At 60.4% G+C, this 12817-nt stretch carries 13 protein-coding genes and 1 pseudogene; 10 read left to right on the forward strand and 4 right to left on the reverse strand.

Annotation, left to right across the window (positions count from 1 at the left end):
- Window positions 1-21 precede the first annotated feature (21 nt).
- The 5 genes from UB23_RS02305 to UB23_RS02325 all read left to right on the forward strand — a co-directional run bounded on the left by UB23_RS02305 (window position 22) and on the right by UB23_RS02325 (window position 5663).
- Entirely contained in the window at window positions 22-663 is a 642-nt protein-coding gene (locus tag UB23_RS02305) for a tetratricopeptide repeat protein (RefSeq protein WP_045057727.1), read from the forward strand.
- The gene (gene bamB / locus UB23_RS02310) at window positions 656-1807 is read left to right on the forward strand and encodes an outer membrane protein assembly factor BamB (protein WP_045057728.1); all 1152 of its coding nucleotides are present in this window, start codon (window positions 656-658) and stop codon (window positions 1805-1807) included. The genes UB23_RS02305 and bamB overlap by 8 nt, the downstream gene beginning before the upstream one ends.
- Window positions 1808-2041: 234 nt before the next feature.
- Window positions 2042-3511, forward strand: coding sequence for a ribosome biogenesis GTPase Der (der, locus tag UB23_RS02315; protein WP_045057729.1), 1470 nt, complete (start codon window positions 2042-2044; stop codon window positions 3509-3511).
- Window positions 3512-3735: 224 nt separating this feature from the next.
- A complete protein-coding gene (locus UB23_RS02320; protein WP_045057730.1) occupies window positions 3736-4884 on the forward strand; it encodes a pyridoxal phosphate-dependent aminotransferase in 1149 nt (382 codons plus the stop codon).
- Entirely contained in the window at window positions 4872-5663 is a 792-nt protein-coding gene (locus UB23_RS02325; RefSeq protein WP_045057731.1) for an amidohydrolase, read from the forward strand. Before UB23_RS02320 ends, UB23_RS02325 begins: the two co-directional genes overlap by 13 nt.
- A gap of 215 nt (window positions 5664-5878) precedes the next feature.
- On the opposite strand, the gene leuA is transcribed toward UB23_RS02325, so the two are convergent.
- The 3 genes from leuA to UB23_RS02340 all read right to left on the reverse strand — a co-directional run bounded on the left by leuA (window position 5879) and on the right by UB23_RS02340 (window position 9088).
- On the reverse strand, window positions 5879-7558 hold the full coding sequence (gene leuA, locus UB23_RS02330; RefSeq protein WP_045057732.1) for a 2-isopropylmalate synthase: 1680 nt from the start codon (window positions 7556-7558) through the stop codon (window positions 5879-5881).
- A 364-nt stretch (window positions 7559-7922) separates the two neighbouring features.
- The gene (locus UB23_RS02335; RefSeq protein ID WP_045057733.1) at window positions 7923-8426 is read right to left on the reverse strand and encodes a L,D-transpeptidase family protein; all 504 of its coding nucleotides are present in this window, start codon (window positions 8424-8426) and stop codon (window positions 7923-7925) included.
- Window positions 8427-8536: 110 nt separating this feature from the next.
- Window positions 8537-9088, reverse strand: a complete 552-nt coding sequence (locus UB23_RS02340) for an NUDIX hydrolase (RefSeq protein WP_045057734.1) — start codon at window positions 9086-9088, stop codon at window positions 8537-8539.
- Window positions 9089-9234: 146 nt separating this feature from the next.
- Between UB23_RS02340 and UB23_RS02345 the strand changes: the two genes are divergently transcribed.
- The 5 genes from UB23_RS02345 to purT all read left to right on the forward strand — a co-directional run bounded on the left by UB23_RS02345 (window position 9235) and on the right by purT (window position 12500).
- On the forward strand, window positions 9235-9834 hold the full coding sequence (locus tag UB23_RS02345) for a CoA pyrophosphatase (RefSeq protein ID WP_045057735.1): 600 nt from the start codon (window positions 9235-9237) through the stop codon (window positions 9832-9834).
- A gap of 53 nt (window positions 9835-9887) precedes the next feature.
- Window positions 9888-10412, forward strand: coding sequence for a gamma carbonic anhydrase family protein (locus UB23_RS02350; protein WP_045057736.1), 525 nt, complete (start codon window positions 9888-9890; stop codon window positions 10410-10412).
- Window positions 10409-10612, forward strand: coding sequence for a DUF1289 domain-containing protein (locus tag UB23_RS02355; protein ID WP_045057737.1), 204 nt, complete (start codon window positions 10409-10411; stop codon window positions 10610-10612). The genes UB23_RS02350 and UB23_RS02355 overlap by 4 nt, the downstream gene beginning before the upstream one ends.
- 138 nt (window positions 10613-10750) lie before the next feature.
- Entirely contained in the window at window positions 10751-11218 is a 468-nt protein-coding gene (locus tag UB23_RS02360; RefSeq protein ID WP_045057738.1) for a VUT family protein, read from the forward strand.
- 100 nt (window positions 11219-11318) lie between these two features.
- Complete coding sequence (purT, locus tag UB23_RS02365) at window positions 11319-12500, forward strand: formate-dependent phosphoribosylglycinamide formyltransferase (RefSeq protein WP_045057739.1); 1182 nt, start codon at window positions 11319-11321, stop codon at window positions 12498-12500.
- Window positions 12501-12615: 115 nt separating this feature from the next.
- Here purT and UB23_RS02370 read toward each other — a convergent pair.
- Window positions 12616-12817: pseudogene (locus tag UB23_RS02370) on the reverse strand (MFS transporter); the annotation flags it as partial.

Below are 12817 nucleotides of genomic sequence, written 5' to 3' on the forward strand. Positions count from 1 at the left end.
TAGCGATTAAGGAGTATTGGGGTGTCGAGTACCGAAGACGAAAACCTGGCGGATTTGAAGGATTGGTGGACACGCAACGGCAAGCCCCTGGTTACTGGCGGCCTGTTGGCGCTGGTCATCGTGTTCGGCTGGCAGGCCTTTCAGAAGTATCAGGGCAATCAGGCACAAAGTGCCTCGATTCTCTATCAGCAATTGCTCGAAACCACGCTGACCCCTGACGGCAAGCCTGATGCCGCGCGTGTTTCGGACCTGGCCGGCAAGCTCAACAGCGAGTTCGGCGGCACCGCGTACGCGCAGTACGGCAGCCTGTTCGTGGCCAAGGTCGCAGTCGACAGCGGCAAGCTGGATGACGCAGCCACTGAACTCAAGGCGATCATTGCCAAACCGGCCAACCCGGCACTGGGCGAAATCGCCCGTCAGCGCCTGGCGCAGGTTCTGGGCGCGCAGGACAAGGCTGATGAAGCCCTGAAACTGCTCGAAGGGGACGCTGACACTGCATTCCTGGCCACCCGCGAAGAGCTCAAGGGCGACCTGCTGGTGAAACTGGGTCGTACCGATGAAGCAAACACAGCGTATCAAAAAGCCAAGGCGGCACTGTCGGACGAAGCGGCAGTAGGTGGCCTACAAATCAAGCTGGACGACCTGGCCAAAGGGGATGCGTGACGTGATCCGTTGGAAACATGCAGCATTGCTGGCCCTGGCCATTTTGGCCGCGGGTTGCAGCAGCAACAGCAAAAAGGAATTGCCACCGGCCGAGTTGACCGACTTCAAAGAAGAAGTGGTTCTGCAGAAGCAGTGGAGTCGTTCGATCGGTGACGGTCAGGGCGAAACCTATAACATGCTGGTCCCGGCGATCGATGGCGACACCATCTATGCCGCCGACGTCACCGGTGTGGTGATGTCGATGGATCGCAGCAATGGCGACGTCAAATGGGAAAAAGATCTTGAGCTGCCAGTTTCCGGCGCCGTTGGCGTGGGTTACGGGTTGGTCATGATCGGTACGCTCAAGGGCGAAATCGTTGCCCTGGATGCCAGCAGCGGTGAAGAGAAATGGCGCGCTCGCGTGTCCAGCGAAGTCCTCGCACCGCCTGCCAGCAATGGTGATGTGGTGGTGGTGCAGACTCAGGATGATCGTCTGATCGGCCTGGATGCCGCCACCGGCAACCAGCGCTGGTTGTATGACAGCACTCCGGCAGTCCTGACCCTGCGCGGTACCAGTGCTCCGATCGTGACCAACCGCCTCGCGGTGGCTGGCCTGTCGACCGGTAAAGTGGTGGCTTTGGACATCTCCAACGGTGTGCCGGTCTGGGAACAACGCGTTGCCATTCCACAGGGTCGTTCGGAACTGGAGCGTGTGGTCGACATCGACGGCGGCTTGCTGCTGTCCGGCGGTACGCTGTACGTGGCCAGCTACCAGGGTCGCGTTGCGGCACTGGACCTGGAAAGCGGTCGTCAGCTCTGGCAGCGGGATGCTTCCAGCTATGCCGGTGTCGCCCAGGGTTTTGGCAGCGTCTACGTGAGCCTGTCGTCGGGCACCGTTGAAGGCGTCGACGAACGTACCACCACAGCCTTGTGGACCAACGATTCGCTGGCTCGTCGTCAACTGTCGGCTCCGGAAGTGTTCTCCAGCTACGTGGCTGTCGGCGACCTGGAAGGCTACCTGCACCTGCTGAGCCAGGTGGACGGTCGCTTCGTCGGACGCGAGCGCATCGACAGCGACGGCCTGCGTGCCCGACCGCTGGTGGTGGGTGACATGATTTATGTGTATGGCAACAGCGGCAAACTGGAAGCCCTGACCATCAAGTAAGAACTATGCTTGGGGATTAACCCCCAAGCGGCTTCACCGTTCGCAAACTGTAGGAGCGAGCTCGCTCGCGAAGGACGTCAACGATAACGTTGGCTTCTTGGGTAAACGCAGTGTCTTGGCGTTTTTCGCGAGCAGGCTCGCTCCTACAGGAAAGCACGCAGTGATTGCCCCGAGCACCAGCCGCTGCCTAGCAGCGGCTTTTGTATTTTCTGAAATAACGAAGTGGAGAGCCGCATGGTTCCCGTAATCGCCCTGGTGGGCCGACCCAATGTCGGCAAGTCCACCTTGTTCAACCGCCTGACCAGGACTCGTGACGCCATCGTCGGCGACTTGTCCGGTCTGACCCGTGATCGCCAATACGGTGAGGCCAAATGGCAAGGGCGTTCCTACATTCTGGTCGACACCGGCGGTATCTCCGGTGACGAGCACGGTATGGACGAAAAAATGGCCGAGCAGTCGCTGCTGGCCATTGAAGAAGCGGATGTGGTGTTGTTCCTGGTAGATGCCAAGGCCGGTTTCACCGCCGCCGACCAGATGATCGCCGAGCATTTGCGCAAACGTAACAAGCGCTCCTACGTGGTTGCCAACAAGGTCGACAACATCGACCCGGAAATGGCCCGCGCCGAATTCGCCCCGTTGGGCATGGGTCACGCGATCCCGATCGCTGGCGCCCATGGTCGTGGCATTACCCAGATGCTGGAAATCGCCCTCAGCGACTTCCCGAGAGACGAGGAAGAGCCGGAAGACGGCGAAGAAGAGATCGTTGCCGAAGGTGAGGAAGCCAAGCGCATTCCTGGCCCAAGCGAAAAAGACGGGATCAAGATCGCTATCATCGGCCGTCCGAACGTCGGCAAGTCGACCCTGGTCAACCGCATGCTCGGTGAAGACCGGGTAATCGTCTATGACCAGCCGGGTACCACTCGCGACAGTATCTACATCCCGTTCGAGCGTAACGACGAGAAGTACACGCTGATTGACACCGCGGGTGTGCGCAAGCGCGGCAAGATCCACGAAGAAGTTGAAAAATTCTCCGTGGTGAAAACCCTGCAGGCGATCAAAGACGCCAACGTGGTGATCTTCGTCATGGACGCCCGCGAAGGCGTGGTAGATCACGACCTGAACCTGCTGGGCTTTGCCATCGAGTCGGGTCGTGCGCTGGTTATCGCGATCAACAAGTGGGACGGCATGACGCCGAGCGAGCGCGACTTCGTGAAGATCGAGCTGCAACGTCGACTGTTCTTCGTTGACTACGCCGACATCCACTTCATCTCGGCGCTGCACGGCACCGGCGTGGGTAACCTCTACGCTTCCGTACAGAACTCGTTCAAGTCCGCGGTTACCCGCTGGCCGACCAACCGCCTCACCCAGATCCTGGAAGATGCGGTCGGCGAGCACGCGCCACCGATGGTCAACAACCGCCGGATCAAGCTGCGCTATGCCCACTTGGGTGGTGCCAACCCGCCGATCATCGTGATCCACGGTAATCAGATCGAAAAGGTGCCGAAGTCTTACGTTCGTTACCTGGAAAACACTTATCGCCGTGTCCTGAAGCTGGTCGGTACGCCGATCCGCATCGAGTTCAAAGGCGGCGAGAACCCGTACGAAGGTAACAAGAACTCGCTCACTGACCGCCAGGTCAACAAGAAACGCCGGATGATGTCGCACCACAAGAAGGCCGACAAGAAGCGCCGCGACAAGCGCTGATTCAAGGCTTGTCCGGCTCCTGTGGGAGCGGGCTTGCCCGCGATGAACGAAAACGCGGTGTATCTGTTACATCGTGGTGCGGCCATCGCGGGCAAGCCACGCTCCCAAAGGATCGGGTTCCAAAAAGGGCGCTTATGGCGCCCTTTTTTTATGGGCGCCGTATGGGCTATCCTCGGGCTCTCCCGCGCCGCCGTTAGAGCCGGGTGCAGAGCAGGGAACCACCGATGATCACCAGTAAGCTGCCGAATGTCGGCATCACTATCTTCACTCAGATGTCGCAGCTCGCGGCGCAAACCGGCGCGTTGAACCTGTCCCAGGGTTTTCCCGATTTCGATGCCCCGCAGGCGCTGTGCGACGCGGTAGGCCGGCACATCGCCCAGGGCCACAACCAGTATTCGCCAATGACCGGCCTGCCGGCCTTGCGCCAGCAGGTCGCCACCAAGATCGCGCGCAGCTACGGTATCAACGTCGATGCCGACAATGAGGTGACGATTACCCCGGGCGCCACCCAGGCGATCTTCTGCGCGATCCAGGCGGTTATCAACAGCGGCGACGAAGTCATCGTATTCGACCCGTGCTACGACAGTTATGAACCGTCGGTCGAGCTGGCCGGCGGTCGTTGTGTGCACGTGCAGCTGGGCCTGGATGATTTCGCCATCGACTTCCAGAAACTCGCTGAAGCCATTACGCCGCGTACGCGGATGATCGTGCTCAACTCCCCGCACAATCCGAGCGGCGCACTGATCAGTCGCGCCGAGCTGGATCAACTGGCCCAGTTGATCCGTGATCGTGATATCTACCTGATCAGCGACGAGGTCTACGAGCACCTGGTGTTCGACGGCGTGCCCCATGTCAGCGTGCTGGCGCATGAAGAGCTGTACCAGCGCGCCTTCGTGATCAGCTCCTTCGGCAAGACCTATCACGTCACCGGTTGGAAAACCGGCTACGTGGTCGCTCCACCGGCCCTCACCGCGGAAATGCGCAAGGTTCACCAGTACGTCAGCTTTTGCGGCGTCACTCCGCTGCAGTTTGCCCTGGCCGACTTCATGGCCGAGCACCCTGAGCATGTCGAGGAGCTGCCGGCGTTCTATCAGGCCAAGCGCGACCTGTTCTGCGATTTGCTGGCGCCCTCGCGCTTGAGCTTCAAACGGGTCGCGGGCACTTATTTCCAGCTGGTCGACTATTCGCAGATTCGCCCGGACCTCAATGACGTCGACATGGCGCTTTGGATGACTCGCGAACACGGCGTGGCCAGTATCCCGATCTCGGTGTTCTACCAGAGCCCGCCTGCAGGCCAGCGCCTGATACGCCTGTGCTTCGCCAAACGCGAGGAGACCCTGCGTGAAGCAGCGGAAAAACTATGCGTGATCTGAGTGCCTTGCCGAACCTGACCATCGCGTTGATCCAGACCACGCTCGCCTGGCATGATCGCCAGGCCAACCTGGAGCACTTCGAGCAATTGCTGGAGCAGGCGCGGGGCGCCGACCTGATCATCCTGCCGGAAATGTTCACCACCGGTTTCTCCATGGAATCCCAGACCCTGGCCGAGCCGGAGAACGGCCCCACCAGCAAATGGTTGCGGCTGCAGGCGGCGAAGTTCGACGCGGTGATTACCGGCAGTGTCATCGTGCAAGCCAGTGATGGCAGCCATCGCAATCGCCTGTTATGGGCGCGCCCGGACGGCGAGGTGCTGCACTACGACAAGCGCCATCTGTTTCGCATGGCGGGTGAGCACAACCACTACACCCCGGGCGAGCGCCAGGTGCAGTTCGAATTGAAAGGCTGGCGAGTGCGGCCGCTGATTTGTTACGACCTGCGATTCCCGGTCTGGAGCCGTGACGCGCAGGACACCGACCTGTTGCTGTACACCGCAAACTGGCCTGGTGCACGGCGCCAGCACTGGAACCGCTTGCTGCCGGCGCGGGCGATTGAAAACCTGTGTTATGTCGCGGCGGTGAATCGCGTGGGCACCGACGGCAAGGGCTTTGCCTACACCGGGGACAGCCAGGTGCTGGATTTCCAGGGTGAGACGTTGCTGGGCGCGGGGGAGGCCGATGGAGTGTTTCAGGTGGTGCTGGATGCGGCGGAACTGGCGGCGTACCGCACGCGGTTTCCAGCGAATCTGGATGCGGATACGTTCGAGTTCACCTGAGACCGGAAAAGATCGCAGCCTTCGGCAGCTCCTACGGGGGACCGCATTCCAGGGCAGGAAAGGCCCGAAAAGATCGCAGCCTTCGGCAGGTCCTACAGGGGACCGCATTGCAAGGTAGGAGCTGCCGAAGGCTGCGATCTCTTGATCTTCAAACAGCACAAACAAAAAGGCCCCCAGGTTCTCACCCAGGGGCCTTTTGCATTACAGCCAAAGCCTTACGCCGCTTTCGCTTCCGGCTGGCTCAGCGAGCGGTTCAGCGCGCTGAACAGGGCCTTGAAGCTGGCGGTGGTGATGTTCTCGTCGATACCCACGCCGTGCACAGCACGCTCACCATTGACTCGCAGTTCGATGTAGGCCGCTGCCTTGGCATGGGTGCCCGCGCCGATCGCGTGTTCGTTGTAGTCCATGATTTCCACCGGAATCGGCAAGCCGGCCACCAGGGCTTCCAGGGCGCCGTTGCCCTTGCCGTTCCAGCGCAGGTTGTTTTCACCCTGGCCTTTGCTCGACACTTCGACTTCCACCGAGCTGTTGCCGTTCTCTTCCTGCAGGCGATGGCTGACCAGCGCATAAGGGGTGTTGGCTTGCAGGTATTCACGCTGCAGCAAGGCGTAGATCTGTGGTGCGGTCATCTCCAGGCCAACGCGGTCGGTTTCGGCCTGGACAACCTGGCTGAACTCGATCTGCATGCGACGCGGCAAGCTGATGTCGTATTCCTGTTCCAGCAGGTAGGCGATACCGCCTTTGCCCGACTGGCTGTTGACGCGGATCACCGCCTCATAGCTGCGACCAATGTCGGCCGGATCGATCGGCAAGTACGGCACTTCCCACAAGGTGCCTTGTTTCTGCTGGGCAAAGCCCTTGCGGATAGCGTCCTGGTGCGAGCCGGAGAACGCGGTGTGGACCAGATCGCCGACGTACGGGTGACGCGGGTGCACCTGGATCTGGTTGCATTCCTCGACGACCTTGCGCACGCCGTCGATGTCCGAGAAATCGAGCTCAGGGTGTACGCCCTGGGTGTAGAGGTTCAGTGCCACGGTCACGAGGTCGACGTTACCGGTGCGCTCGCCATTGCCGAACAGGCAGCCTTCGACGCGATCCGCGCCGGCCATCAGGCCCAGTTCGGTAGCGGCAACGCCCGTGCCGCGGTCGTTGTGGGTGTGCAGGCTGATGATCACGCTGTCACGACGGTTGATGTGACGGCCGAACCATTCGATCTGGTCGGCATAGATGTTCGGGGTGGCGCATTCGACGGTGGCCGGCAAGTTGAGGATCATCTTGTGCTCGGGCGTCGGGTTCCAGACCTCGATCACGGCGTCACAGACTTCCTTGGAGAATTCCAGCTCAGTGGCGCTGAAGGTTTCCGGCGAGTATTCGAAGGTCCATTCGGTGTCCGGCTGCTGGGCGGCGTATTTGACGAACAGCTTGGCCGCGCTGACGGCGATTTCCTTGATGCCGTCCTTGTCCTGGTTGAACACGATGCGACGGAAAGACGGCGAAGTCGCGTTGTACAGGTGAACGATGGCTTTTTTCGCCCCGCGCAAAGATTCGAAGGTGCGCTCGATCAGGTCTTCACGGCCCTGGGTCAACACCTGGATGGTGGTGTCGTCCGGGATGTGGTTGCCTTCGATCAAGGTGCGCACGAAGTCGAAGTCGGTTTGCGAAGCGGCCGGGAAGGAGGCTTCGATTTCTTTCACGCCGACCTGCACCAGGGTTTTCCAGAAGCGCAGCTTTTTAACCGCGTCCATAGGCTCGATCAGCGACTGGTTACCGTCGCGCAGGTCCGAGCTGCACCAGATCGGCGCCGCGGTGATGGTCTTCGACGGCCAGGTGCGGTCCGGGATGTCGATGGTCGGAAACGCGCGGTACTTCGAAGACGGGTCTTTGAGCATGCTCATCGGGAAATCCTTGTTGTAGGGGCCGAAAAAAGGCGGCCTGCCGGTGGATCAAAAGTTCTGGGGATGAAGCGTAGGACGAGGCACCGCGGTTCAGCCCGGCAGTCGTGCACTGACAAGGCACAGACTGCGGTGCTGGCGAAGCTGAATGAGGGTGTGAGAGGTTTTCATGCCTTCAACCCTAACCGCGAGGGTGAAGGTTGGCAAGCGGTCGAAAAAAATTGAGAGGAATACTCTTGGGCAAGCCTTTGGCGAGATTTAATTGCTTGGATCAGCCCTGATTGTCCTAATGATTGCTGGCGGTTTAAACACCGCGCAATCGAACTGGCGTGCTTTGCAGTCTCCAGGTCCGGGTTGCAATGGGCCGTTACGGACGAATCTCGATCATCGTTCCATCCGGCACCAGGCCCCACACTTCTCGCATGTCCATATTGCGCATGGCGATGCAGCCGTCGGTCCAGTCCAGGGTATGAAACAGGTTCTCCGGGTAGTCGTAGGAATCGGGCGTGCCGTGGATCATGATCATGCCCCCCGGTGGTACGCCTTCGCGCAGCGAGCGTGCAGAGTCGGCCGCATTCGGGTAGGAGATGTGCATGGCCAGGTTAAAGCGGTCGCTGACCTTGCGCCAGTCCACCCAGTAAAAGCCTTCCGGGGTGCGCTTGTCGCCTTCCATCAGCTTGGCGCCCTTGGGCTGCTTGCCCAGGGAAATGCGGTAGGTTCGCAGCGCCTTGCCGTCGGCTATCAATTGCAATTGATGAGCGGATTTAAGCACCAACACTTTTTCGATCGGTTTGCCATCCAGGGTCACCACGGTGGAAGCCTGAGACACGGCAATGAACGACAGGCAGAACAGGGCAAGCAACCAGCGCATTAAAACGATATCCCTAAGAGGTGTTGCGACTATCTAATTGTAGGTGCTGCCTCAGGCTTGAGCCGCAGGCGGACGATCTTTTGCTTTTGCAAAAAATTTTACATTCCGAATCAAACAATAACCGGCTGGGCCAACGGCGGAATCGATTCCGACCGCACGGGGTAGACCTCCGACCGCCGGTCAGCGAAGAAGTATTCTAAAGTACGCCCCACCGTGCGGAAAGCCAGGTCGGACCAAGGGATGTCCGCTTCTTCAAAAAGCTGGACTTCGAGGCTTTCTATGCCTGCTGCGAAATCCAGGTCCACCAGTTCGGCGCGGTAGAACACATGCACCTGGCTGATGTGCGGCACGTCGATCAGTGTATAAATGCAGAGGTCGCGGACCCTGGCACAGGCTTCTTCGGCGGTTTCGCGAATGGCGGCCTGTTCGATGGTCTCGCCATTCTCCATGAACCCGGCGGGCAGGGTCCAGTAGCCCAGTCGCGGCTCGATGGCCCGTCGGCACAACAATACCTTCGAGCCCCAGGTGGCCACGCAGCCGGCGACGATGTTGGGGTTCTGGTAGTGGATGGTGTGACAGCTGTCACAGACAAACCGCAGGCGCGAATCGCCCTCGGGAATGCGTTGTGTCACCGGGTTGCCGCACTGGCTGCAAAATTTCATGCTTGGGTTCCTGAATGCTGTGCCTATCTTGGCGTGCGGCGGTGTCGGTCGGCAAGTTGTCGTTTCGCGACAGACGGCCGTTCGGGACTTGGGCGGTCGGTGTGATTGGTGCATGATGCAGGGTAAGGCACAGATCGAGATCACTCATGCTGGACGAGCTACTGCATCGGGTAAGCAACCACACGCCGCGAACCCTGGAAACCGACAAACGTTTCCCCGAGGCCGCCGTATTGGTGCCCATCACCCGCAGTGACGAACCGGAACTGGTTCTGACCCTGCGCGCCAGCGGGCTCTCGACGCATGGCGGCGAAGTGGCGTTTCCCGGAGGCCGCCGCGACCCTGAAGACCCGGACCTGATTTTCACCGCCCTGCGCGAAGCCGATGAAGAGATTGGCCTGCCGCCCGGGCTGGTCGAGGTGATCGGGCCTCTGAGCCCGCTGATCTCGCTGCATGGCATCAAGGTCACGCCTTATGTCGGGGTGATCCCGGATTTTGTCGAGTATCGGGCCAACGATGCCGAGATCGCGGCAGTGTTCAGTGTACCGCTGGAGTTTTTTCGCGAGGACCCGCGCGAACACACCCACCGCATCGATTATCAGGGCCGCAGCTGGTATGTGCCGAGCTATCGTTACGGCGAGTACAAGATCTGGGGCCTGACGGCGATCATGATCGTCGAGTTGATCAACCTGCTGTATGACGCGAAAATCAGCCTGCACCAGCCGCCCAAAAGCTTTATCAATACCTGAAGCCATCATTCGTATGGCAATACCCGAGCCGGCCTGGCCCTGAGGACAACAAGATGAAATACCGCCTGGGCGACGCCCGAGTCGAAACCCACCCGCAGAGCTGGGTAGCCCCCAACGCCGTGCTGGTGGGCAAGGTCAAACTGGAAGAGGGCGCCAACGTCTGGTTCAACGCGGTGCTGCGTGGCGACAATGAATTGATCCTGATCGGCAAGAACAGCAACGTCCAGGACGGTACGGTGATGCACACCGACATGGGCTACCCGTTGACCATCGGTACCGGCGTGACTATTGGCCACAATGCCATGCTGCATGGCTGCACGGTCGGGGATTACAGTTTGATCGGCATTAATGCGGTGATTCTCAACGGCGCGAAAATCGGTAAAAACTGCATCATCGGTGCCAATTCGCTGATCGGCGAGGGCAAGGAAATTCCCGATGGCTCCCTGGTGATGGGCACGCCGGGAAAAGTGGTGCGCGAGTTGACCGAACAGCAAAAGAAAATGCTCGAGGCCAGCGCTGCGCACTACGTGCACAACGCCCAGCGCTATGCCCGCGACCTGGCTGAGCAGGAAGAATGAACACTGCAGAACCACCGGTTCGCTCACCGTGCGTGAATGTCTGTGCGCTGGATGACGATGACCTCTGCACCGGTTGCCAGCGCACGGTCGAGGAGATCACGCGCTGGAGCCGGATGGATAATGACGAGCGGCGCAAGGTTTTGGGGCTTTGCCATGAAAGGGCGAAGTCCAGCGGGCTTGTGTGGATGCTTGGCAAGTAACTCCGGACATTCATCGCGCCCCTTGTAGGAGCGAGCTTGCTCGCGAAAACCTGAGGGCGCTGCGGGGTACCTGATTTTACGCGTAATCGTTAACGTCCTTCGCGAGCAAGCTCGCTCCTACAGGTGTCTTTTCGTCCCATGCTTTTTTTGATCGCCTACATCAGCAGCGTCGTGCTGATCAATTACGCCTTTTCCACCGCCCCGCACCTGGACATCATCTGGTCGGCCTGGGGTGGCCTGGTATTCGTGCTGCGCGACATGGTGCAAACGCGCTTTGGGCACGGCGCAATCATCGCCATGCTCGCCGCGCTGGTGTTGTCCTATGTCACCTCCGATCCATCCATCGCTCTCGCCAGTGCCACGGCGTTCGCGGTCTCCGAGTGCATTGACTGGCTGGTGTTCAGCATCACCAGGCGCCCGCTGCACGATCGCCTGTGGATAAGTTCGGCGCTGAGCATCCCCCTTGATACGTTCATCTTCTTTGGCATGATCGACGCGTTCACCCCAGCCGTGATCCTCACCGCCATGGCCTCGAAGTTCGCGGGCGTGACGGCCGTCTGGTTGATCATGGCCTGGCGCCTGCGCAAACAGGCTGTCGCCAGCTGAAGCCAAAACCGCAGGTTCATGTAAAATGCCGCGCTTTCTCCCCATGGGAAGCGCGCCAGGCGCTGCCTCCCTCGATGATCCGCTTCTTTGAGGACTTGAGATGACCCGTATCGGAACTCCATTGTCGCCGACCGCGACCCGCGTATTGCTGTGTGGCTGTGGCGAGTTGGGCAAGGAAGTGGTGATCGAGCTGCAACGCCTGGGCGTTGAAGTGATCGCCGTGGACCGTTATGCCAACGCACCGGCCATGCAAGTGGCGCATCGCAGCCACGTGATCAACATGCTCGACGGTGCCGCCCTGCGTGCGGTCATCGAAGCAGAAAAACCGCACTTCATCGTGCCGGAAATCGAAGCCATCGCGACCGCCACCCTGGTCGAACTGGAAGCCGAAGGTTTCACCGTGATCCCTACCGCGCGTGCCGCGCAGCTGACCATGAACCGCGAAGGCATTCGCCGCCTGGCAGCTGAAGAGCTGGACCTGCCCACTTCGCCGTACCACTTCGCCGACACTTTCGAGGATTACAGCAAGGCGGTCGAAGACCTCGGCTTCCCGTGTGTGGTCAAGCCAGTGATGAGCTCGTCAGGCAAGGGCCAAAGCCTGCTGCGCAGCGTCGATGACGTGAAGACCGCGTGGGACTACGCGCAAGAAGGCGGCCGTGCCGGCAAGGGGCGAGTGATCGTCGAGGGCTTCATCGATTTCGACTACGAAATCACCTTGCTCACCGTGCGCCACATCGGCGGCACCACGTTCTGTGCTCCGGTGGGGCATCGCCAGGAGAAGGGCGATTACCAGGAGTCCTGGCAGCCACAGGTCATGAGCCCGATCGCGCTGGCGGAGTCCGAGCGTGTTGCCAAAGCCGTGACCGAAGCCTTGGGTGGCCGCGGCCTGTTTGGCGTCGAGTTGTTCATCAAGGGCGACCAGGTGTGGTTCAGCGAAGTGTCGCCGCGTCCACACGACACGGGCCTTGTGACTCTGATTTCCCAGGACCTGTCGCAGTTCGCGCTGCACGCCCGGGCCATTCTTGGCCTGCCGATCCCGTTGATCCGTCAGTTCGGGCCTTCGGCTTCGGCGGTGATCCTGGTGGAAGGGCAGTCGACCCAGACGGCGTTCGCCAATCTTAGCGCTGCGCTGAGCGAGCCGGATACGGCGTTGCGGTTGTTCGGCAAGCCTGAGGTCAACGGCCAGCGCCGCATGGGCGTGGCGCTGGCGCGGGATGAGTCGATTGAAGCGGCTCGGGCGAAGGCTACCCGTGCTTCCCAGGCCGTCGTAGTAGAGCTCTAAACCGAGGCGCGGCATTCGCGGGCAAGCCCGCTCCCACATGGGATTGGGGTCGTACACACAATTTGTGGACAACCCGAAATCCTGTGGGAGCGAGCTTGCTCGCGATGGCGGTCTATCAGGCCACCCGATTCAAATCGTTATCGCGCGTTTCCTTCAAGCACAGCACCGCAATCAGGCTTAACACCGCCGCCCCCGACACATACCCCCCGACATAACTCAGCCCGCCCATCGCCACCAGCTTCTGCGCGAAGAACGGCGCTGCCGAGGCTCCGACGATGCCGCCCAGGTTGTAGGCCGCCGACGCGCCGGTGTAGCGC

Origin of the sequence: Pseudomonas sp. ES3-33 (assembly GCF_000952175.1) — a bacterium.
GTDB classification, from domain to species: Bacteria; Pseudomonadota; Gammaproteobacteria; order Pseudomonadales; family Pseudomonadaceae; genus Aquipseudomonas; species Aquipseudomonas gregormendelii.